We start from the raw sequence: 21,016 nt of genomic DNA, 5'->3' as shown, positions 1-21,016 counted from the left end.
ACAATCGTCCAGGGAGGTTTAGATGCGCCTGCGCATGGCTGCCCGCTTGGTACATGGGCTGTTGATCGCGATGTCAGCGACGGGCTTGGCGGCTTCGGCCGAGGCCCAAGAGAAGAAGATCAAGATCGGCGTCGTTTTCGATTTGACCGGGCCACTCGCGGGCGGCGGCTCCGAGCTGAACTATGTCGGCACGAAGATCATCCTCGACCATTTCGCCAAGTCCGGCGTCGAGGGCTACAAGATCGAGGCGGTCTACGCCGACGCGCAGAGCAAGCCCGACATCGCCATCAACGAATCCGTCCGCCTGCTCGAGCAGGAGAAGGTGGACATGGTGCTCGGCTTCTTCTCCTCCGCGCAATGCGTGCCGGTCGCCTCGCGCGTCGAGCAGCTCAAGAAGTTCATGTGGATGACGACCTGCATCTCGTCGGCCGTGTTCAACGAGAAGGGCTACAAATACGTCTTCCGCCCGCAGGCCAGCGGCGACCAGTTCGGCATGATGACGATGGACTTCATCGCGCAGAACGCCAAGGCGAAGCTCGGCAAGGAGCCAAGCGAGCTGCGCGTCGCCATCATCCACGAGGACGGCGCCTATGGCGTCGACGTCTCCAAGGGCAACGAGGCGGGCGCGAAGAAGGCCGGCTTCAACGTCGTGCTCAAGGAAGGCTATTCGGCGACCGCGCCGGATCTCTCCGCGCTGGTGACCAAGCTGAAGCGTGCCAAGCCGGACGTCATCTTCCACACCGGCTACAACCCCGACATCACGCTCCTGCTGCGGCAGGCCCGCGAGCAGGGGCTGAAATTCGGCGCGCTGATGGGACATGGCGCCGGCTACGGCGTCTATGAGAAGCTGAAGGAGGGCATGGGCGCGGACGCGACCTACATCTTCAACACCGATCCGATCTCCATCTGGCTCTCCAACCAGAAGACCATGGATCCGAAGCTTCCGCCCGTCATCAAGATGGTCGGCGAGGAGTTCGACAAGATCAAGCCGGGCGTTGCCATCCGTTCGGCGCATGTCGGCATCGGCGCATCCAACACCTATGTGTTCATGAGCGACGTGCTGCCGCGCGCGATCAAGAAGTATGGCGGGGTCGATCCGGAGGCGCTGCGCAAGGCGGCGCTCGACACCGACATTCCCGAGGGCGGCACCATGCTGGGCTTCGGCGTCAAGTTCTACGGCGAGGGCACGCCGATGGCGGGCCAGAACGAGCGCTCCTTCCCGGTCGTGATCCAGTATCTCGAAGACAAGTCCCATGTGGTGTGGCCCAAGAGTCAGGCGCAGCGCGAGGCCGTGCTGCCGCTGCCCAAGGGCACCACCTACAGCAACCAGTAGCGGAGCAGGCGGTGCTGGAAGTCAGCGGGCTGGTGAAGCGGTTCGGCGGCTTCACCGCCGTGAACAACGTGTCGTTCCGGGTCGACCAGGGCGAGATCCTCGGCCTGATCGGCCCCAACGGCTCGGGCAAGAGCACGATCTTCAACATGCTCTCGGGCACGCTGGCGCCGACATCCGGCTCGATCCTGTTCGGGGGGCATGAGATCGCGGGCCTTGCGCCGCACCGGATCATCAACAGCGGCATCGGCCGGACCTTCCAGATCCCGCGGCCGTTCCGCCGCCTGACCATTTTCGAGAACGTCGCGCTCGCCGGCTTCTACGGCCAGGGCCGCCACAGCCGCGTCAAGGCGGAGGAGGCGGCCGAGCGCGCACTGGCGATGGTCGGCCTGCCGACCGATCGCCACGCCAGCGTCGATGGCCTGGGCGCGGCGGGCCTGAAGAAGCTCGAGCTCGCCAAGGCCCTCGCCACCGCGCCAAAGCTGCTGCTCGCCGATGAAAGCCTCGGCGGCCTCGACGAGGCCGAGATGGACCAGGCCGCCGACATGCTGCGCAACATCCGCGACGAACTCGGCATCACCATCATCTGGGTCGAGCACATCATGGGTGTCCTGATGCGCGTCGTCGATCGCGTCATGGTGCTCGATCACGGCGAGAAGATCTCGGAAGGCCTGCCGAGCGCGGTTGCCGGCGATCCGCGCGTCATCGAGGTCTATCTCGGCACCGACGCCGAGACCACGCAGGCCGCGGCCGCCGAAGCGCGCCGCCGCGCGGGAGGCCAGTGATGCTCGAACTCCGCGGCGTCAACGCCGGTTATGGCACTTTCCAGGCGCTGTTCGACGTCAATCTCGATGTGAAGGCGGGCGAAGCCGTCGGCGTGATCGGGCCGAACGGCGCGGGCAAGACCACCCTGATGCGCGTCATCTCCGGCCTGATCCGGCCCACGCGCGGCTCGATCACGATGGAGGGCGTGGACGTCGTCGCGACGCCGGCGCACAAGATCGTGAGCCTCGGCATTGCGCATGTGCCGGAGAACCGGCGGCTGTTTCCGCAGCTCACGGTCGACGACAATCTCAAGATGGGTGCCTTCATGAAGGAGGCGCGCGGGCACTATGCCGAGCGGCTGGACGTCGTGTTCGACCTGTTCCCGCGGCTGAAGGAGCGCCGTCACCAGATGGCCGGCACCATGTCCGGCGGCGAGCAGCAGATGTGCGCGATCGGCCGCGCGATGATGTCCAATCCGAAGCTGCTGCTGCTGGACGAGCCGTCCGCAGGTCTCGCGCCGGTGGTGGTGCAGCAGGTATTCGAGCTGGTGAAGCGGATCCGCGCCAGCGGGCTGACCGTGCTGATCGTCGAGCAGAACGTGCAGCAAGTGCTGAAGGTGGTGGACCGCGCCTATCTGATCGAGGCGGGCACGATCCGCGCCTCCGGCACCTCGGCCGAGATGCTGGCGAGCGACACGGTCAAGGAAGCGTATCTCGGGGTGTGATGGGCATGCAGGCGTTCCTGGACATTTTCGACATCTACCTGCTGGAGGCCGTGATCAACGGCATCCTGCTCGGCGGCGTGCTGGCGCTGCTCGCGCTCGGGCTGAACCTGATCTTCGGCGTCATCGACGTGACCTGGATCTGCTACGCCGAGCTCGTCATGATCGGCATGTACGCCATGTACTTCATGGTGCAGTATTACGGCGTCAGCTATTTCGTCGCCGCGCCGCTCACGATCCTGCTGGTCGCGATCCTCGGCGCGCTCCTGCATTATCTCGTGATCGCGCCGCTGCTCACGGCGCCGCCGATCAACCAGCTGCTCGCGACCGGCGGCGTGCTGTTCGTGCTGCAGAGCTTCGCCACCGTCGCCTTCGGCATCGACTTCCGCAATCTCGGTATCCGCCTGCCGGTGCTCGCTTTCGGCGACATGAATTTCAGCTACGCACGACTGTTGTCGTTTTTGGCCGCGCTGGTCGGCATGGTCGCGGTGTACCTGTTCATGACGCGCACCTTCACCGGCACCGCGATCCGCGCCATCTCGCAGGATCGGCAGATCATGGCGCTGATGGGCGTCGACACCAAGCGGATCTATATCATCACGTCCGCCCTCGGCGGCGCGCTGGCCGGGCTCGCGGCGTGCCTCTTGGTGCTGCAATATGACGTGCACCCCTTCGTCGGCCTCTCGTTCGGGCCGATCACCTTCCTGATCTGCGTGCTCGGCGGCCTCGGCAATTTCATCGGCGGCTTCATCGCGGCGTTCGTCTTCGCCGAGATCATCTCGCTCGGCGGCCTGTTCTCCGACCTCGAATGGGGCTACGTGCTGGCCTTCGCCTTCTTCATCGTCATGATGTTCATCCGGCCCGCGGGCCTGCTTGCGAGGCGCCGATGAATGGGCAGGGACGTCTTGCGGCCTGGGGCATAGGATTGGCGGCGCTGGTCGCGCTGCCCTTCGTCTACCGCGACCCCTATCATCTGCACATCCTGGTGCTGATCCTGATCTGGTCGTTCGCCTATACGTCCTGGTCGATGATGGGGCGGTTCGGCCTGGTCTCGCTCGGACATGGCGGCTTCATGGGGATCGGCGCCTATGTGACTGCGCTCCTGTGGAATCACCTGGGGCTGTCGCCCTGGATCGGCATTCCCATCAGCATGGCCGCGGCCGGTGCGCTGGCGATGATCGTCGGCTATCCCTGCTTCCGCTTCCGCATCACCGGGCATTATTTCGTGCTGGTGACGCTGGCGCTGTCGGGCATCGTGCTCCAGGTCATCACCGCGACGCGAGACTATACCGGCGGCTCGCTCGGCTACACGCCGAACCGAGCGACCGGCAACAAGCTGCTGGCGCTGCAATTCGACGACAAGATCACCTGGTACCTGATCGCGCTCGGGGTCTGGCTATTCGGCATCGTGGTCTGGCACTGGGTCGACCGCAGCATGGCGCGCTATGCGCTGGAGGCGATCTCGGAGGACGAGGATGCTGCGGCTGCGGCCGGCGTCGACGTCACCGCCGAGAAGCTGAAGATCACCCTGCTCAGCGCGCTGATGACCGCGCTCGCGGGCGCGATCTACTGCCAGTACCAGATGTTCATCACGCCCGATACGGTCAGCGGCATCGCGGTGTCGCTGCAGATGGTGTTCGCGGCGATCGTCGGCGGCCTGTTCGTCTCGCTCGGGCCGACCGTGGGCGCCGTGATCACCATCCTGCTGGCGGAGACCCTGCGGATTGGCTTCGGCACCAAGGCGGTCGGCTGGGACAACCTCGTTTACGGCGTGCTGCTCGTGCTTTTCATCATATTCCTTCCCAAGGGCATCCTTGGTAGCTTGCTCGACCGACTGAAGCCGCAACGCAAGGTGCCCCGCGCTCATGAGCAAGAAGCCGTCCAAATCGCTCGCCCAGGAACTTGACCGCTACATCACGCCATTCCGCTATGATGGCTCGGGCAAGTTTCACCTCAAGGAGCACAAGACCGACGAGAAGGGCGACCTCGACAAGGAGAAGGCGCAGGCGCTTCTCGATGCCAACAAGAAGCGGCTGATCGAGTTCCAGGAGAAGCTCTACGCCCAGGACCGCTGGTCGCTGCTGATCGTGTTCCAGGCCATGGACGCCGGCGGCAAGGATTCCGCGATCAAGGCGATTTTCGAGGGCATCAATCCGCAGGGCTGCGAGGTCACGGCCTTCAAGGCGCCGAGCAGCAAGGAGCTCGACCACGACTTCCTCTGGCGCCACGCGATCGCGCTGCCCGAGCGCGGCCATATCGGCATCTTCAACCGGTCGCATTACGAGGAATGCCTGGTGACGCGGGTGCATCCGGAGATCCTCGCCAAGGAGAAGCTGCCGCAAAAGCTCGTCACCAAGAACATCTGGAAGGAGCGGTTCGAGGACATCTCCGCCTTCGAGCGCTACCTCTGCCGCAACGGCACCGTGGTGCTGAAATTCTTCCTCAACGTGTCCAGGGACGAGCAGCGCGAGCGCTTCCTCGACCGGCTGGAGGATCCGTCCAAGCAGTGGAAGTTCTCCATGGACGACATCAAGGAGCGCGCGCTGTGGCCGCGCTACCAGGCGGTCTATCAGGACATCGTACGGCACACGTCCACCTCGCACGCGCCGTGGTACGTCGTGCCCGCCGACCACAAATGGTTCGCCCGCGTCGTGATCGGATCGGTGATCAACGCGGCACTCGAAAAGCTCGACCTGCGCTTTCCCCGCGCCGACAAGGCTTCGCTCGAGGAGTTCAAGGCCGTGCGCAGGGCGCTCGAGCGCGAGGGCAACGGGAAGGGCAAGGGGAAAGGGAAGAGGTGAGGCGATGCTGAAGCCTGTTCTTGCGGCGATCGCGCTTGCCGCGCTCCTGACGAGCGCGCCGGCGCGCGCCCAGACCTACGATCCGCGGTCGCCGGTCTGCCTGCAGGTCTTCGGCGAGCTGGAGGGCGAGCGGATGGATTGCATCTTCCGGTCCTTCCCCGAGTGCCAGGCCGCCGCATCGGGGCGGCCCGCGACCTGCCTGATGAATCCCTATTTCGCGCAGGCGGCCGCACGTCCCCGGCCAAAAGTTCGAAAACAACCCCATGCACAGTAGACGGGAATAGCGATATCAAGGGCTTGCCGGGTAGACGCATGGTATTGCGGATTTTGCGAAATCTGGGTGACGCGTCGGGCAAAACAGGGCTATGGTGTCATCGTCGCGACAGGCCGGTAGCGTATGCAGAGCGTACCTGTCTCGCGTCGCCGCGATCTCTGATCTCGTAGGGTGGGCAAAGGCGCTCTTGCGCCGTGCCCGCCATCTCTCCGCGATCACGTTTTGCATGGTGGGCACGCCACGAGCCGCGCCTTGCGCGTCTCGTCGCTATGCCCACCCTACGAGTTCGGCTAGCGAGTTCAGCGCAAGAGATCAGTAGCCGCGGCCCCACCAGTAGCAGAAGCGTTCGATATTGGCGGGAAGGCTGGCTTCGTAATTCGCCCACTTCTCGTATTTCGGCAGCTTCACCTCCTTCATCGCGGTGTCGAAGCATTTGCCGGCGTCCGCCGCCTTCTTCACCTCGGCGGAGAGATCCTCCATGTAGGCGACGTCGTCCTCGACGTCCTTCTTGGTGCCGAGGCGGCCGCCGGCATAGGGATGGCCGGGGATCATGCGTTCCCAGTCGAGCGAGGCGAGCTTCTTCAGCGAGGCGATGTATTCGAGCGGCGAGGCGTTGTCCGGAATGTTGCGGAACTGCACCGACTCGATCGGTGCGAAGTCCACGACGAAGACGATCTTCTCCTTCGGCAGCCGCATCACCAGCGAATTGTCGGAATGGTTGCGGCCGACATAGTCCAGCTCCAGCGTGGTGCCGCCGAGCGTGATGTTCTTCTTGTCGTCCACCACCTGGTCCGGCATCACGACATCCGCGATCAGCGACTTCTGCTTCTTCAGCTCGAGCAGGCGTTCCTTGGTCCGCCGGTGGGCGATGAAGGTCGCGCCGAGATCCTTGAAGGGCTGGCCGCCGGCGATGTGGTCGTAGTGATGGTGGCTGTAGACGACGTATTTGATCGGCTTGTCGGTGACAGCCTTGATCGCGTCGATATAGGGCTTGGCCGGCCGCAGATAGGAGATCGGGTCGGTCGCGATCACGCCCTGCGGCGTCACCACGAACATCGATTGATGGCCGCCATAGCGGAAGATGTAGACGTTGTCGGTGCCGTCCACCTTCCTGGTCGAGGTCTGCGGCGGATTCTGCGCGGCGGCGGACCCGAGCCCGGCGATGAGTACGGCAAGCGTAGCGAGGCAAATTGATTTTTTCATTTGTTGCTTTCCGGCGAATGATCGGATTGTACGGAAGGCGGACGCCCTCGACACCAGAAACGCCGGCGGACGGCCAATATTCCGCCGGCGGTCGTGTTACTCGATAACTTCATCGGCCGCCGCCATGATCAAGGACGGCAATTCGATACCGATGGCCTTCGCGGTCTTGAGGTTGACGATGAGCTCGAACCGGGTCGGCTGCTCGACCGGGAGGTCGCCCGGGCGTGCGCCTTTCAGGATCTTGTCGATCAGCTCCGCAGCGCGGCGGTAATTGGCGGGCTGGCTGAAGCCATAGGCCATCAGGCCGCCCGCCCGGGCGTAGTCGGCGATACCGGTCATGGTGGGAAGACGCAATCGCCGCGCCTCTGCGACGACCGCCTCGCGGATGCTGGCCACGAGCGGATCCTCGACGATCATCAGGCTGGTCGCGCCCCTGACCACGAGCAGGTCCATCCCTTCCGGCGTGAACTGGTCGGGCCGGCTGACTTGCAGCAGTTCGAGCCGGACGCCGCGCCGCTCGGCCGCCGCCTGGAGCTGCGCAAGCGAGAGCGCGCCATAGGGCGTATCCGGGTTGAGCAGCACGCCGACGACGCGCTGCCCGGGGATGCAGCCGAGCAACAATTCGAGCTGCTTGCTTTTGAACTCGGTGGACTGGCCGCTGAGGCCCGTCAAATTGCCGCCGGGATGCGCGAGGCTTTGCACGAGGCCTGCGCCGATGGGGTCGCCGACCGTCGTGAACACGATGGGAATGTCCCTGGTGGCGTCCTTCAGGGCCTTGGGCGCAAGCGTGCCCCATCCGGCGACCAACACGTCCGGCTTGTCGCGCACGAGCTCTTCCGCGATGGCGGCAAGCCGGCTCGCATCGTCCTCTGCGGTGCGATGAACGAAGGTGAGATTCTTGCCCTCGACATAGCCGAGATCGCGCAACGGTCCCTTGATCCGATCCGGGTCGCCGGAATCCAGCGTCAGCAGGGCGATGCGAAACGATCGTGCCTGGGTCTGTGCGCGAAGCGGGACAGCCGTGGTCGAGAACAACGCAAGGGCGATGAATTCGCGCCGGTTCATGTGGAGACCAGAAAAAACAATCAATGAATGAATTGGCACGTTATGTTTGCGTCGGTTCCCTGTCAAAGCGTCCCGCCCGCAGCCTTCACATTTCGTGACTGCGCCACTGATCCCGCTTGACAGTTTTGTGGCAGGGGAGGAGCATCCCTGTGGTCGCTCAACGCGACGCGTAACGTCCACCACATGAGCAAGGGGAGGTCTATGACACCACCTCCGCAGATCCAGCCGCGTTAAGTGCGATGGAGCTCGTTCGGACTATCGCATAGCGGCAGAAACCGCGAACGGCACGCCGGGCAAAGGTCTAGAGGGCCGCATCAGTGAGGCATGGCCCCTACCTGCCCGGCGCTGTATTTTTCACGCGCTTCGCATTGCGCGGCCCTGCCGAGGTCGCGGCGTGCGGTTGCCCTCATGCTTCTCTCTTCTCCTCCTCGCCGTCATTCCGGCGTCAAAGCCGGAATGACGGGAGAGGTTTTGGCGTGAGCATCGTGTTCCATCTCGGCATGATCGCCCGTGCATGCGTCCTGCATTGCGGCAAATGCCAAGAGAATGTCGCCTGATCGGCCAACTTCCGACACAGCGCCGGGGCGAATAACGGCAATCCGACATGACGTACGTGCTTCGGCGGTGACGCTCCCGTCGCCGCCGGCGCATTCATTTTTGGGAACTCCGCGTGTCGCACAAGCTTGCTCCGGCGCTCTTCGCCGCGCTCTTCCTCGCCATCTTCTCGTTCTCCACGGCGCGCGCCGAGACGGCCGCGCCGGCGGCCCATCATGCGGCCGCGCTGTCGCCTGACGAGGCCAGACGCGCGCTGGACACCCTGCAGGACGACAAGAAACGCGCGCAGATGATCGACACGCTGCGCGCGATCGCGAATGCCTCCGGCCCGCAGCAACCCGCGCCCGAGACGAAATCGCCGATCCCGCTCTCGGCCGACGGCCTCGGCGCGCAGCTCCTGCTCACAGTGTCCGAACAGATCGGCGAGATCTCGGGCGAGATCGCCAGCATGGCGCGAACGCTCACGCACTTTCCGGCCTTCTACTACTGGATCATGCGCACCGCGAACGATCCGGCGGCCTACAATCTCCTGATCGAGATCGCCTGGAAGCTCGCGCTGGTGCTCGGCTGCGCGCTCGCTGCCGAATGGGTGATCTTCCGCCTGATCCGGCGCCCTGTCGCGTTCCTGGAAGGACGCGTGCCACAGAGCGCCCGCCTGCCGGTGCAGGCGCTGCCGATCGCCGATCCGCCGTCGTCGGTCGCCGACGTGACGCCGGCACCCGACCTGCAAAAGCGCCGCAATAGCCTCGCTCGGATCTGGCAGGTCATGCTGCGCCTGCCCTTCGTGCTCGGGCGTTTCGTGCTCGAGCTGCTTCCCGTGTTCGTCTTCGTCGGCATCGCCACCGCGCTGCTCGGAACGGAGATCGGCGAACCCACGACCGTTCGTCTCGTGATCCTCGCCGTCGTCAACGCCTATGCGTTCTCGCGCGGGCTGATCTGCCTGGTCCGTGCGCTGGCCGGGCCGTTCGGCCTGTTTCCGGTGCGGGCCGAGACCGCGGCCTATATCGAGATCTGGGCGCGCCGCATCGTCGGCGTGGGCGTCACCGGCATCGCATTCGCCAATGTGGCGCTGCTGCTCGGCCTGCATCGCGGCGGCTATGCCGCGCTGCTGCGCATGGTGATGCTGGTGGTGCATCTCTTCGTCGTCGTCATCATCCTGCAATGCCGACGTCAGGTCGCCGAGGCCATCCGTGCGCCGGCCGATCGGCAGGGCGTCGCGGCCGGCCTGCGCAACCGCATCGCCGGCGGCTGGCACTATCTCGCCATCGTGCTCGATTTGGCGCTATGGGCGGTGTGGGCGCTGAACATCCGCAACGGCTATTCCCTGCTGCTGCAATATTTCGTCGGCACCGTCGTGGTGGCGCTGATCACGCGCGTCGCCATCATGCTGACGCTGGGCCTGATCGACCGCGGCTTCCGCATCAGGCCGGAGATCCTGCAGCGCTTTCCGGGGCTGGAGGTCCGCGCCAACCGCTATCTGCCGCTGCTGCGCAAGATCGTGTCCGGCGTGATCGCCTTCATCGGCTTCGTGGCCGTGCTTGAGGTCTGGGGTGTGGATGCCATCGTCTGGTTCTACGGCGGCCAGATCGGCAGCCGGTTGATCTCGGCCGTGGTGACGATCGGCATCGCCGTGTTCGTCGCCGCCGCCATCTGGGAAATCAGCAACGCGCTGCTGGACCGCCAGATCAACACGCTGTCGCGGGACGGGCATTATGCGCGCGCCGCGCGCTTACGCACCTTCCAGCCGATGCTGCGCACCGCGCTGCTCTGCCTGATTGCCACCGTTGTTGGCCTCACGGCGCTCAGCGAGATCGGTGTGAACGTCGCGCCGCTGCTCGCAGGCGCCGGCATCGTCGGCATCGCCATCGGCTTCGGTTCGCAAAAGCTGGTGCAGGATCTCATCACCGGCCTGTTCCTGCTGCTGGAGAACACGGTGCAGGTCGGCGACAATGTCAGCGTCTCCGGGTTGACCGGCGTCGTCGAGAACGTCTCGATCCGCACGATCCGGCTTCGCGCGGGCGATGGGGCCGTCCACATCGTGCCGTTCAGCGCGGTCACGACCATCACCAATGCCAGCCGTGGTGCCGGCAACGCCTCGGTCAGCGTCAACGTCGCCTACAAGGAGGACACCGACCGCGCCGGCCAGATCCTCAAGGACATCGTCGACGAGATGCGGCGCGAAGCGGACTTCCGCGCGCTGATCCGCGGCGATCTCGAGCTCTGGGGCGTCGACAAGGTCGATGGCGCGATGGTGTCGATCGTCGGCCAGATCCGATGCACCGAAGCCGGGCGCTGGCCGGTGCAGCGCGAATTCAACCGCCGCATGAAGCAGCGCTTCCAGCAGCATGGGATCGAGGTCGCCTCCGCAACCCAGACCATTCTCATGCACGTCGTGCCGCCGGCAGATCATGCCGCGAACCTGACGCCGCGGCGCGCAGCCGGATAGAGACCCGGTCAACTTACCGCTTGCCTCCAATCCCCCGGCAGCGTTCACTCCGGCCCAGCCCGCGGACAACATGCGGGCGGCAAAAAGGGTGGGAGAGACTGATGCGGGGGCTGTGGGCCGGACTACGCGGTCATGTGATCGTCATCTGCGCGTTGATGGGATGTGCTGTGGGGGCGGCGCCAGCGAGCGCCCAGTCCTCACGGTCCGTCACCCTGGTGGTGCCGTTCGCGGCGGGGGGCCCCACCGACACGCTGGCGCGGATCCTGTCCGAGCGGATCGCGGCCGAGCTCCACACCACGGTCGTGGTCGAGAACGTGGCAGGCGCCTCCGGCAGCATCGCCGGCGCCCGGGTCGCGCGCGCAACGCCCGATGGCACCACCATCACCATCGGCCATTGGGGCACGCATGTGCTCAACGGCGCGATCTTCAAGCTGCCCTACGACGTGCTCGCCGATTTCGAGCCGATCGCGACCATCGCGATGGGCACGCAGCTCATCGTCGGCCGCAAGTCGCTCGAGGCCAACAGCCTGAAAGACATGATCGCGTGGCTGAAGGCCAACCCCGGCAAGGCCACCGCTGGCACGGCGGGCGCGGGCACCGGGGCGCATGTCGCCGGCGTCTTCTTCAAGGAGAAGACCGGCACCGACTTCCAGTTCGTGCCCTATCGCGGCGCCGGGCCTGCCATGATCGATCTCGTGGCCGGACAGATCGACATCATGTTTGACCAGGCCTCGAACTCGCTGCCGCAATACAAGAACGGTGCGATCAAGGCGTTTGCGGTGACATCGCCGACACGGCTCGCCTCCGCGCCCGACATTCCGACCGTGGACGAGGCGGGGCTGCCCGGGCTCTATATCTCCTACTGGCACGGCATCTGGGCCCCGAAGAACACGCCGAAGGACATCGTCGCAAAGCTCAATGCCGCCATCGTCACCGTGCTCGCCGATCCCGCCGTCAAGCAGCGCTTTGCCGAGCTTGGTCAGGAGATACCGCCCGTTGCCCAGCAAACGCCCGCGGCGCTCGCGGCCTTCCAGAAGGCCGAGACGGAGAAATGGTGGCCGATCGTGAAGGCCGCCGATATCAAGCCGGAATAGCGCTGTCGCCGCGCAACACGCCCTCATCCTGAGGAGCCCGCGAAGCGGGCGTCTCGAAGGATGGCTACAGGCGAGAGCGGGGCCTGCATGGTTCGAGACGGCGCTGACGCGCCTCCTCACCATGAGGGGTGGGAGTTTTGTCGCATTAACCTTTGTCTCGGCAACCTGTAGTCCCGCGCGCCAATCTCGCTGCGGTGCGAGATCACAATCGCGGTCGGAATTTCTACGTCCTTGATCTCGGGGGAGCGCTGGCCGACAATGCGTGCCCTTCAATAAGAAACTCCCTGGGGGATTTCGTGAATAGACCTGCTCGGGTCAGCGACCATTCGACCTCATCCGACACCGCACATGGCATGACGCTGCTGCGCGATCCCTTGCTCAACAAGGGCACCGCCTTCACGGAAGCGGAGCGCCAGGCGCTCGGCCTGCGCGGCCTGCTGCCGCCCTGCGTGCTCACCATGGAGACCCAGGCGGAGCGCGTGCTCACCAATCTGCGCACGCTGCCGACCGATCTCGAAAAATACGTCGCGCTGAATGCGCTGCATGACCGCAACGAGGCGCTGTTCTTCCGCGTCGTCGTCGACAATATCGACGAGATCCAGCCGATCATCTACACGCCGACCGTCGGGCTCGCCTGCCAGAAATACGGCCTGATCTGGCAACGGCCGCGCGGCATGTTCATCTCCTCGCGCGATCGCGGCCAGATCGCCGACATCCTGAAAAACTGGCCCAGTCCGGCAAAACTCATCGTCGTGACCGACGGCGAGCGAATTCTTGGTCTCGGCGATCTCGGCGCCAACGGCATGGGCATTCCGGTCGGCAAGCTCTCGCTCTATTCGGCCTGCGCCGGCGTGCATCCCGAGCACTGCCTGCCCATCGTGCTCGACGTCGGCACCAACAACGAAGAGCTGCTGAACGATCCCTATTATCTCGGCTTGCGCGAACGCCGGCTCACCGGCGAGGCCTATGACAGCTTTGTCGACGAGTTCATGACCGCCGCGCGAAAGACCTTCCCGGATGTGCTGATCCAGTTCGAGGATTTCGCCAATCACTCGGCATTCAAGCTGTTGCATAAATACCGGGACGAAGCCTGCGTCTTCAATGACGACATCCAGGGCACCGCAGCGGTCGCGCTGGCCGGCCTGTTCACCGCGCTGCGCATCTCTGGCGGCAAGCTGAAGGACCAGAAGATCCTGTTCCTCGGTGCGGGCGAGGCCGCGACCGGCATCGCCGATCTCGTCGTCTCCGCCATGATGGCCGAGGGCGCATCGGAAGCTGAAGCACTCCGTCGCAACTGGCTGGTGGATTCCCGCGGCCTGGTCGTCAGCAGCCGCGAGGGCCTGCACGGCCACAAGCTGCGCTATGCTCACACCGACCAAGCGCCGATCGCCGACTTCCTTACCGCGATCAAGACGCTGAAGCCGACGGCGATCATCGGTGTTGCCGCGGTCGGCGGCGCCTTCACGCCCGAGGTGCTCAAGGCCATGGCTGAGCTCAACGAGCAGCCGATCGTGTTCGCGCTCTCCAATCCGACCTCGAAGGCGGAGTGCTCGGCGGAGGACGCCTATCGCTACACCGAGGGCCGCGCGCTGTTCGCCTGCGGCAGTCCGTTTGATCCGGTCAAGCTCAACGGCCGCACCTTCGTGCCGCGCCAGGGCAACAACTCCTACATCTTCCCCGGCGTCGGCCTCGGCGTCATCGCCAGCCGCTCCAGGCTGGTGACCGACGAGATGTTCATGGCTGCCGCGCACACGCTCGCCAACAGCGTCGGGAAGGAAGACCTCGCGCAGGGCAGCCTCTATCCGGCACTGCCCCGCATTCGCGAGGTCTCGGCCAGCATCGCCGCCGCCGTGGCGGACGTTGCCTATCAACGCGGGCTCGCGGACGGACCGGCGCCCAACGACGTCAAGGCCCTCGTCCAGTCGCAGATGTACGAGCCGAAGTACTGAAGTACCCACCCGACATGCACACTGCCTGTCCCGATTCAGGACAGGCAGTGTGGTGGAATCGTCACAGCTGATGCGCAAACGAAGGCGGCCCCAGGGCCGCTTTTGTTCCGACAAGGTTCTGCCCTCATTGCCCACCGAAAATCGCGGCAGTTCGGAGGGGCGTACCATGTCTCGCATTGCACGTGCCGAAACTGCCCGGATGTCGTTGGCAACCTCGAGCCGGTTGCTGCTCGCAATCATCGGTGCCGCCTCGCTCGCCGCGTGCGCCCAGTCGCCGGTCGGCCGTCAGAAGGCCGATCTCGCCGGCACAAGCCGGCAGGCCGCCGTGGAGCGGCCGCACCGTGTGGCAGCGCTGCATCCGCGGCCGATCAGCCGGGCGCGCATTCCCGACGCTGAGACGAAGCGAACCGCCTCGCATGGCCTTGCCAGCTTCTACTCGGACACCGAGACTGCGAGCGGCGAGAAGTTCGACAAGAACGAGCTGACTGCGGCGCATCCCACGCTGCCGTTCGGCACCAAGCTCCGCGTCACCGACGTATCGTCCGGCCGCTTCGTCACGGTCAGGGTCAACGATCGCGGCCCGTTCGTTCGCGGGCGCGTGGTCGACATTTCGCCGTCCGCGGCCGAGGCGCTCGGCATGGTCGACAAGGGCCTCGCAAATGTCCGGCTCGACGTCGTGCGATAGTGCGCAGCGGCTTCGGATCATGCTCGAACAAACCGCGTTCGGTCGAGATGAAGCTCCGCGCTTAACCGGCTGTTAGGCGCTTCTCAAGCACCATGGCTGCCCAAACATTTCGGGGCTCCTGTCGAGTCCTTGCGGAGGCGGCGCTTGAACACGATCCAGTATCTCGAAGATCAGGCCACACGCGCCGAGCGGCTCGCCAAACGGATCACGGATACGCTGACGATCGAAAAGCTCCTGACCTTCGCCGGCGAACGCCGCCGCGAGATCGAGGTCATCGCCGGCAAATATCGGCGCGCATAACGCTTCCAAACCATGCACTGAACGCATCCGGCCTCGTCTCTGGCCGGGGAACTTCTTCTCGCCTGCTGCGTCATCTGGGCAGTGAATGAGGAGGAGGACATCATGGGCTTTGGACGAGGTGCTTTGCTCTGGTTGCTTGGCGTGCCGCTGCCGATCATTCTGCTGCTGGCATTGTTCTGGCACCACTAGAGCATGATCCGGAAAAGTGTAGAGCGGCTTTCCGATAAGATCATGCTCAAACACGAGAGTCGAAATGCGAAAAGCGCCGCGGAAGCGGCGCTTTTTTATTGCCCGGGATTTGAAACGTTCGGGGCGCGATTGCGCGCTCAGCTGTGGCTCTCGACGAAATCGCTGAGATAGTCGGGCAGCGTCACGCCGTCGATGTCACAGCGCGCGCGAATCTCGCCGGCGACGTCGGTCGAGATGTCCTTCATCCAGTGCTCGAGCGTGTTGAACGAGATCACCTTGATCGGATCGTTGAAGCAGCCGGCAACGAGCTCGCCGATGGTCGTTTCGAGATCGCTCCGCTCGATGCGGATCTCGGTCGCCTTGTCGCGGCGATCGATCACCACGAACAAGGTCTGGTCTGCGCCATAGGGCACGACGGGGGAAGGTACGCCAGCTTCAAGCATTGTCGTCACTCACGCCTTGGCATCCGATCCCCGTTAACGGGAAAAACCGGAAGAAGGTTCCTGCCAGGATGAGAAGCTTGTCGCGCGCGTGCAGCCGGAGGGTCTGCACGCAATCAGAGAAATTCGCGCCAGCGCGAGAGCTCGGTGACGTGCTCGGGCGAGAGGATATCCGTGACCAGCGGCGGCTGCGCCGCCGTGCGGATCTCATAGAGGTGGCGGGTTGCCGCCGGCTTCTGCATGAAGGCCGAGATGCACTCGTCGAGCGTGCCCTCGCTCACCTGGTAGGGCTCGCGATCCGGCCTGCGCTGGTTGGCCAGCGACGGCCATTTACGCAGCGCCGCGAGCGCGCCGAAATCGACTTTTGACTCAACGACAACGTCCCCCATGGTCCCGCCTCACGCAAACAAGGACCCCAGCGCGCGAATCTGCGCACCGGGGCCCATTACCTATCGCTGCATCTCAATGCCACGGCACCCCAACGCAGCAGCCGGGAAAAGGTTCCCGGCCGCGGCGCTGTGGTCAGCTCGCGGCCGCGGCGATCTTGTGCCCCGGGCTGGTGTGGCCCTGGCTATGGTCGTCACCGCGGCTGACCTCCGGCGGAAGCCCGGCGAAGCGCCGCAAGGCTTCGGCCATCTGCACGCGGCCGGCTACGCCCGTGATCACCACGTCCACCATCGTGAAGGACGAGTGGAAATGGCCGTGCGCCTTCAACTGCTCGACCGGAACGCCCGCCGCCGCCATGGCCTCGGCATAGGCGATGCCTTCGTCGCGCAGCGGATCGAACTCGCAGGTGGCAACGAAAGCCGGCGGCAGTTTGTCGACCTTGCCGCGCAATGGCGAGACGCGCGGATCGGTGCGGTCGGCCGGCGAGCAATAGAGGTCCCAGAACCAGTACATCAGCGACCGCGTCAGGAAATAGCCGGTCGCATTGTCGTTGTAGGAGGGACGGTCGAAGGTGCAGTCGGTGACGGGGCAGATCAGGAGCTGGCCCGCAATCTCGGGTCCGCCCCGGTCGCGCGCGAGCTGGCAGGTGACGGCGGCGATGTTGCCGCCGGCGCTCCAGCCGGCGACCAGCACCGCACCCGGCTTGCCGCCGAGCTCGGCGGCATGCTCGGCGATCCAGCGCGTTGCTGCATAGCCGTCTTCCGCCGCGGCGGGGAAACGGTGCTCGGGGGCGTGGCGATAGCCGACGCTGACGAACATCATGCCGGTCCGGCGCACCATGTCGCGGCAGAACGGCTCGTCCGACTGCTCGTCGCCGAGTACCCAGCCGCCGCCGTGGAAGTAGACCACGACCGGATGCGGGCCGGGCGTTGCAGGCTTGAAGACACGATAGGGCAGCGGACCGTCGGTGCCGGGCAGGGTGCCGTCGACGATCTCGCCGATCAAGCGTCCGGCGGGACGGCCCTTGTTGAACTCGTTGACGAACGCGCGTGCGCCCGCCGCGCCCATCGACTCGATCGGCGGCAGGTTGAGCGTGGCCAAGAGGTTCAGCACCAGCCGCACGTCCGGCTGCAGGCGCACCACCTCGCCGTCATTGCACTGCGCGGCACCGCCGGGGCCGGTGAGCTTGAAGCCGAGCATGCCGCGGCTCGTCACCTCGTCGCAGATGCTGCGATAGGGGCCGACGCCGCCGGTATAGGGCATCAGGCCCTGCACCTTGCCGGGGACGTTGGCGCCCGTGTACCAGGTGTTGGCGAGCCGGTGCAGCGTCAGCATCGAGCAATCGGCCATGTGCCTGTTCCAGCCGGCCTGCGCCATTTCGGTCGGCTCGATCGTGGTGAAGCCGGCATCGCGCAGCGCGGCCAGGCGATCGACGACCCAGTCGACATGCTGCTCGATCGACACCGCCATGTTCGACAGCACCGAGGGGCTGCCGGGTCCGGTGATCATGAAGAAGTTCGGGAAGCCCTCCACCGTGAGCCCGAGATAGGTCTGCGGACCGTGGGCCCAGACATCGGTGAGCGACTTGCCGCCGCGTCCGGTGATCGGGTGCACGGCGCGGATCGCGCCGGTCATGGCGTCGAAGCCGGTCGCGAACACGATGACGTCGACGTCGACGTTGCGGCTGTTCGTGGAGATGCCGCTCGCGGTGATGGCCTTGATCGGCTCCTGGCGCAGATTGACCAGCGTGACGTTCGGCCGGTTGTAGGTGGCGTAGTAGTTGGTGTCGAGACAGGGACGCTTTGCGCCGAAGGGATGATCGTGCGGCGTGAGCGCGGCGGCGGTCTCGGGATCCCTAACGGCGGCGCGGATCTTCTCGCGGATCAGGTCCTGGACGATCTTGTTGCCGTCGACGTCGACGGCCTGGTCGGCCCACAGTTGCGTGAGAATGTGCACGAGGTCGCCGGCGGCCCAGGCCCGCTCGAAGCGCTCGCGACGCTCGGCATCGCTCAATTGCCAGCTCACCACCGTCTGCTGCGGATAGGGCACGCCGGCCATCGACTGGCGCGCCTGCTCGCGATAGGCCGCGCGATCGCTTTCAAAGAAGGTCTTGCGATCCTCCGGCGCCGGACCATTACCCGCCGGCAACGCGAAATTCGGCGTGCGCTGGAACACGGTGAGATGCGCGGCCTGCTCGGCGATCAGCGGGATCGACTGGATCGCCGACGAGCCGGTGCCGATCACGGCGACGCGTTTCCCTGCGAGATCGACGCCCTCATGCGGCCAGCGCCCGGTGAAATAGACCTTGCCCTTGAAGTCCTTGACGCCGTCGATCTCCGGCGGCTTCGGCGCGGAAAGACAGCCTGTGGCCATGATGTAGTGACGGCAGGAGACAGGCGCGCCATTGTCGGTGGTGAGCTGCCAGCGCTCGGCCGCCTCGTCCCATCTGGCTTCGGTCACCTTGGTCCTGAAGCGGATGTCGCGGCGCAGATCATAGCGGTCGGCGACGAAGCCGAGATAGCGCAGGATCTCGGGCTGGGTCGCGTATTTCTCCGACCAGGTCCAGGCCGTATCGAGCTCCGGATCGAAGGTGTAGCTGTAGTCGATGGTCTGGATGTCGCAACGCGCGCCGGGGTAGCGGTTCCAATACCAGGTTCCGCCGACATCGCCGGCCTCTTCGAGGGCGACGGTCGAGAAGCCTGCCTTGCGCAGGCGGTGGAGGAGATAAAGGCCGGCAAATCCGGCGCCGACCACGGCGACGTCGACCAGCTGGGCAGATTTGAGGGCGGTATCAGAGGCGCGCGCAGCGACCATTGCTTCAGGCATGGCATTTCCTCCCGTGCATCTTGTTTTGCCGGCAGGCTAATCCTGCAGGCTCGGCTTGTCATCAGAGCAAGTGCAATCTTCGGTAGTCGTTTGCGGCTTCACCGTGGCAGCGCGAAGCTTGCTCCAATGCACGCATCGCGATGCACCATGGCCGTGATTACCCGGGCTAATCATGGACGATCCGTCTGTGTATGCTTGCGGTTACAAGCCACGCGTATGACCGGGCGTCATGACTGAGTTGAGTGAGCGAACCAAAGCCAACATGGACGTCGTCCTGGAGGAGACGTGCCGCCAATTGCCGCATGGCGGCGACCATGACAGCCGCAGGTTCATCGCCGAGCGCCTGATCGAGGCTGCGCAGGCGGGGCACGCCACGCTCGGCGAGCTCGGCATCATCGCGCGTCGCGCGCTGGCGGAGATCGTCGCGAAGGGCGGTTAGGCGCCGGCCGCGAGGCTTGCCTCGCCGGCGGCCGTGGACATAACCTTGCAGACAACCTGTCCGCGCATCGAGATGCCAAGAGATGCGGTTCCTGCTTGCGCTCATTGCGGCTTCCGCATGTCTTTGCTGGACCGGCCCGGCCGATGCCCAGCAGGTCGGACAGTTTCCGTTTGCGCTGACGCGCGAAGGCCAGATGCTCGGCGCCGTCGAGGGCGAGGTGGCGTCCTTCAAGGGCATGGCCTACGCGGCGCCGCCGGTCGGTCCGCTGCGCTTTCGTCCGCCTGAGCTCACGCCCGAGAAAAGTTCGGAGATGCGCACGGCCTATGAGTACGCTGCGCCGTGCCCTCAGCCGTCGCTGTCCGGGACGAGCGAGGATTGCCTCACGCTGAACGTGTTTCGTCCCTTCGGAGTCGACGGTCCGCTGCCGGTGATGGTGTTCATCCATGGCGGCGGCTTCGTCCGCGGCACCGCGAACGATCCGCTGTTCGACGGCGCCAGGCTCGCGCAGGCCGGGCTCATCGTGGTGACGGTGAATTATCGCCTGGGCGTGCTCGGCTGGCTCGCTCATCCCGCGTTGTCGGACGGCGGCTCCGGCAATTACGGCCTGATGGATCAGGTCGCGGCGCTGCGTTGGGTCCACGACAACATCGCGGCATTCGGTGGCGATCCGCGCAACGTCACGCTGTTCGGCACCGGCGCGGGTGCGGCCTCGATCGCGCTGCTGATGCTGTGCGGCGAGGCGCGCGAACTGTTCCAGAAAGCCATCCTGCAATCGGTGCCGGGCCGCGTGCGCCCGCGCTCCCGCCCGGACGCGGAGGCCTTAGGATTGCAATTCGCCGCAACGCTTGGGCAGGATGGCGCTGGCTTGCGCGCAGTCTCGGTGACGCGGCTGCTTGCCGCCGAAAGCAAGCTGCTCGCGAAATCCCCGCACGCTTTTGCGCCTTCCATCGACGGAAGCCTCGTGACGGAAGACATCGCCGCGGGCTTTGCGGCCGGACATGAAAGCCGCATTCCCCTGATCGTCGGCGCCAATGATGACGAGACCGGTTTCGACAGCGAGCCTGACATCGCGGAGGCGCTGGCCTCGTCAGGCGCGACAGCCGAGCAACTCTATCCCGACCTCGCCAAGTCCACGGACGTTGCAGCGCGCTTCTATACGGACAAGGTGTTCTCCGAACCGGTGCGGCTGCTCGCGCGCCTGCATGCCGCAAGCGGCGCGCCGACCTATCGCTATCGCTTCGGTTATGTGCCGGAGGCGCGGCGCGCCAATCCCGAGGGCGGCCAGGGGCGGGAGCTGCAATTCATCTTCGGCGCGGAAGGCGTGCCCGGCGCCGGCATCCTGTCGCGGCGCGACCGCGAGGTCGCGAGCCGCATGCGCGCCTACTGGATCAATTTCGCCAGGAGCGGCGATCCCAACGGTCCCGAGCTGCCGCGCTGGGACGCGGCGGCGGGGAGCGACCGCCTGCTGCTGATTACGAACGACGGCATCGCGAGCGGCGATGATCCCCTCGCGGAGCGTCTCGACCGGCTCGCGCGCTAGCGCGACA

19 protein-coding genes are annotated in these 21,016 nt (G+C 65.3%); 14 read left to right on the top strand and 5 right to left on the bottom strand.

Features of this window, described 5'->3' with window-relative positions; translation table 11 throughout:
• Positions 1 to 22: 22 nt before the first annotated feature.
• Genes A7X65_RS22690 through A7X65_RS22660 form a run of 7 tightly spaced genes read left to right on the top strand, consistent with a single transcriptional unit; the run spans position 23 to position 5,891 of the window.
• Positions 23 to 1,333 (top strand): ABC transporter substrate-binding protein, encoded by a 1,311-nt coding sequence (locus A7X65_RS22690; protein WP_063688992.1) that lies wholly within the window; start codon positions 23 to 25, stop codon positions 1,331 to 1,333.
• Positions 1,334 to 1,344: 11 nt separating this feature from the next.
• Positions 1,345 to 2,115, top strand: coding sequence for an ABC transporter ATP-binding protein (locus A7X65_RS22685; RefSeq protein WP_063688988.1), 771 nt, complete (start codon positions 1,345 to 1,347; stop codon positions 2,113 to 2,115).
• The gene (locus tag A7X65_RS22680; protein ID WP_063688985.1) at positions 2,115 to 2,819 is read left to right on the top strand and encodes an ABC transporter ATP-binding protein; all 705 of its coding nucleotides are present in this window, start codon (positions 2,115 to 2,117) and stop codon (positions 2,817 to 2,819) included. The genes A7X65_RS22685 and A7X65_RS22680 overlap by 1 nt, the downstream gene beginning before the upstream one ends.
• Positions 2,820 to 2,824: 5 nt before the next feature.
• Positions 2,825 to 3,706, top strand: coding sequence for a branched-chain amino acid ABC transporter permease (locus A7X65_RS22675; protein WP_063690716.1), 882 nt, complete (start codon positions 2,825 to 2,827; stop codon positions 3,704 to 3,706).
• Complete coding sequence (locus A7X65_RS22670) at positions 3,703 to 4,722, top strand: branched-chain amino acid ABC transporter permease (protein ID WP_063688983.1); 1,020 nt, start codon at positions 3,703 to 3,705, stop codon at positions 4,720 to 4,722. The genes A7X65_RS22675 and A7X65_RS22670 overlap by 4 nt, the downstream gene beginning before the upstream one ends.
• Complete coding sequence (locus A7X65_RS22665; protein WP_063688980.1) at positions 4,682 to 5,617, top strand: polyphosphate kinase 2 family protein; 936 nt, start codon at positions 4,682 to 4,684, stop codon at positions 5,615 to 5,617. Before A7X65_RS22670 ends, A7X65_RS22665 begins: the two co-directional genes overlap by 41 nt.
• A gap of 4 nt (positions 5,618 to 5,621) precedes the next feature.
• Entirely contained in the window at positions 5,622 to 5,891 is a 270-nt protein-coding gene (locus A7X65_RS22660; RefSeq protein WP_063688977.1) for a DUF3551 domain-containing protein, read from the top strand.
• A gap of 312 nt (positions 5,892 to 6,203) precedes the next feature.
• Here A7X65_RS22660 and A7X65_RS22655 read toward each other — a convergent pair whose 3' ends face one another.
• Positions 6,204 to 7,094: an MBL fold metallo-hydrolase gene (locus tag A7X65_RS22655; RefSeq protein WP_063688975.1), complete on the bottom strand. Its 891-nt coding sequence runs from the start codon at positions 7,092 to 7,094 to the stop codon at positions 6,204 to 6,206.
• 96 nt (positions 7,095 to 7,190) lie between these two features.
• On the bottom strand, positions 7,191 to 8,159 hold the full coding sequence (locus tag A7X65_RS22650) for an ABC transporter substrate-binding protein (RefSeq protein WP_063688972.1): 969 nt from the start codon (positions 8,157 to 8,159) through the stop codon (positions 7,191 to 7,193).
• 670 nt (positions 8,160 to 8,829) lie between these two features.
• Here A7X65_RS22650 and A7X65_RS22645 point away from each other — a divergent pair.
• From A7X65_RS22645 to A7X65_RS42745, 5 genes are all read left to right on the top strand, one after another.
• Positions 8,830 to 11,160 (top strand): mechanosensitive ion channel domain-containing protein, encoded by a 2,331-nt coding sequence (locus A7X65_RS22645; protein ID WP_063688969.1) that lies wholly within the window; start codon positions 8,830 to 8,832, stop codon positions 11,158 to 11,160.
• A gap of 101 nt (positions 11,161 to 11,261) precedes the next feature.
• On the top strand, positions 11,262 to 12,254 hold the full coding sequence (locus tag A7X65_RS22640) for a Bug family tripartite tricarboxylate transporter substrate binding protein (RefSeq protein ID WP_063688966.1): 993 nt from the start codon (positions 11,262 to 11,264) through the stop codon (positions 12,252 to 12,254).
• A 296-nt stretch (positions 12,255 to 12,550) separates the two neighbouring features.
• Positions 12,551 to 14,203: an NAD-dependent malic enzyme gene (locus tag A7X65_RS22635; RefSeq protein WP_082885024.1), complete on the top strand. Its 1,653-nt coding sequence runs from the start codon at positions 12,551 to 12,553 to the stop codon at positions 14,201 to 14,203.
• A 166-nt stretch (positions 14,204 to 14,369) separates the two neighbouring features.
• Positions 14,370 to 14,888: a septal ring lytic transglycosylase RlpA family protein gene (locus A7X65_RS22630; RefSeq protein ID WP_063688960.1), complete on the top strand. Its 519-nt coding sequence runs from the start codon at positions 14,370 to 14,372 to the stop codon at positions 14,886 to 14,888.
• A 144-nt stretch (positions 14,889 to 15,032) separates the two neighbouring features.
• On the top strand, positions 15,033 to 15,188 hold the full coding sequence (locus tag A7X65_RS42745; protein ID WP_167358282.1) for a hypothetical protein: 156 nt from the start codon (positions 15,033 to 15,035) through the stop codon (positions 15,186 to 15,188).
• Between the two features lie 326 nt (positions 15,189 to 15,514).
• Here the strand turns inward: A7X65_RS42745 and A7X65_RS42740 are convergent, their stop codons facing one another.
• The 3 genes from A7X65_RS42740 to A7X65_RS22615 all read right to left on the bottom strand — a co-directional run bounded on the left by A7X65_RS42740 (position 15,515) and on the right by A7X65_RS22615 (position 19,030).
• A complete protein-coding gene (locus A7X65_RS42740) occupies positions 15,515 to 15,820 on the bottom strand; it encodes a hypothetical protein (protein ID WP_063688958.1) in 306 nt (101 codons plus the stop codon).
• A 113-nt stretch (positions 15,821 to 15,933) separates the two neighbouring features.
• Complete coding sequence (locus A7X65_RS22620) at positions 15,934 to 16,206, bottom strand: hypothetical protein (protein ID WP_063688956.1); 273 nt, start codon at positions 16,204 to 16,206, stop codon at positions 15,934 to 15,936.
• Positions 16,207 to 16,339: 133 nt separating this feature from the next.
• Entirely contained in the window at positions 16,340 to 19,030 is a 2,691-nt protein-coding gene (locus A7X65_RS22615; protein ID WP_063688954.1) for a flavin-containing monooxygenase, read from the bottom strand.
• 229 nt (positions 19,031 to 19,259) lie between these two features.
• Between A7X65_RS22615 and A7X65_RS22610 the strand changes: the two genes are divergently transcribed.
• Both A7X65_RS22610 and A7X65_RS22605 read left to right on the top strand, forming a co-directional pair.
• On the top strand, positions 19,260 to 19,469 hold the full coding sequence (locus A7X65_RS22610) for a hypothetical protein (protein WP_063688952.1): 210 nt from the start codon (positions 19,260 to 19,262) through the stop codon (positions 19,467 to 19,469).
• An 82-nt stretch (positions 19,470 to 19,551) separates the two neighbouring features.
• A complete protein-coding gene (locus A7X65_RS22605) occupies positions 19,552 to 21,009 on the top strand; it encodes a carboxylesterase/lipase family protein (RefSeq protein WP_063688949.1) in 1,458 nt (485 codons plus the stop codon).
• Positions 21,010 to 21,016 lie beyond the last annotated feature (7 nt).

This window comes from Bradyrhizobium stylosanthis, from assembly GCF_001641335.1.
Lineage (GTDB): Bacteria > Pseudomonadota > Alphaproteobacteria > Rhizobiales > Xanthobacteraceae > Bradyrhizobium > Bradyrhizobium stylosanthis.
Note: the sequence above shows the minus strand (reverse complement) of the source record. Positions and strands in the feature narration are given on the sequence as shown.

Bases quoted from the DNA above. Each gene is read 5' to 3' on its own strand.
- A7X65_RS22680 (WP_063688985.1), top strand. From the start codon at position 2,115: ATGCTCGAACTCCGCGGCGTCAACGCCGGTTATGGCACTTTCCAGGCG.
- A7X65_RS22610 (WP_063688952.1), top strand. From the start codon at position 19,260: ATGACTGAGTTGAGTGAGCGAACCAAAGCCAACATGGACGTCGTCCTG.
- A7X65_RS22655 (WP_063688975.1), bottom strand. From the start codon at position 7,094: ATGAAAAAATCAATTTGCCTCGCTACGCTTGCCGTACTCATCGCCGGG.
- A7X65_RS22665 (WP_063688980.1), top strand. From the start codon at position 4,682: ATGAGCAAGAAGCCGTCCAAATCGCTCGCCCAGGAACTTGACCGCTAC.
- A7X65_RS22675 (WP_063690716.1), top strand. From the start codon at position 2,825: ATGCAGGCGTTCCTGGACATTTTCGACATCTACCTGCTGGAGGCCGTG.
- A7X65_RS22640 (WP_063688966.1), top strand. From the start codon at position 11,262: ATGCGGGGGCTGTGGGCCGGACTACGCGGTCATGTGATCGTCATCTGC.
- A7X65_RS22670 (WP_063688983.1), top strand. From the start codon at position 3,703: ATGAATGGGCAGGGACGTCTTGCGGCCTGGGGCATAGGATTGGCGGCG.
- A7X65_RS22690 (WP_063688992.1), top strand. From the start codon at position 23: ATGCGCCTGCGCATGGCTGCCCGCTTGGTACATGGGCTGTTGATCGCG.
- A7X65_RS42740 (WP_063688958.1), bottom strand. From the start codon at position 15,820: ATGCTTGAAGCTGGCGTACCTTCCCCCGTCGTGCCCTATGGCGCAGAC.
- A7X65_RS22650 (WP_063688972.1), bottom strand. From the start codon at position 8,159: ATGAACCGGCGCGAATTCATCGCCCTTGCGTTGTTCTCGACCACGGCT.
- A7X65_RS22630 (WP_063688960.1), top strand. From the start codon at position 14,370: ATGTCTCGCATTGCACGTGCCGAAACTGCCCGGATGTCGTTGGCAACC.
- A7X65_RS22615 (WP_063688954.1), bottom strand. From the start codon at position 19,030: ATGCCTGAAGCAATGGTCGCTGCGCGCGCCTCTGATACCGCCCTCAAA.
- A7X65_RS22605 (WP_063688949.1), top strand. From the start codon at position 19,552: ATGCGGTTCCTGCTTGCGCTCATTGCGGCTTCCGCATGTCTTTGCTGG.
- A7X65_RS22660 (WP_063688977.1), top strand. From the start codon at position 5,622: ATGCTGAAGCCTGTTCTTGCGGCGATCGCGCTTGCCGCGCTCCTGACG.
- A7X65_RS22620 (WP_063688956.1), bottom strand. From the start codon at position 16,206: ATGGGGGACGTTGTCGTTGAGTCAAAAGTCGATTTCGGCGCGCTCGCG.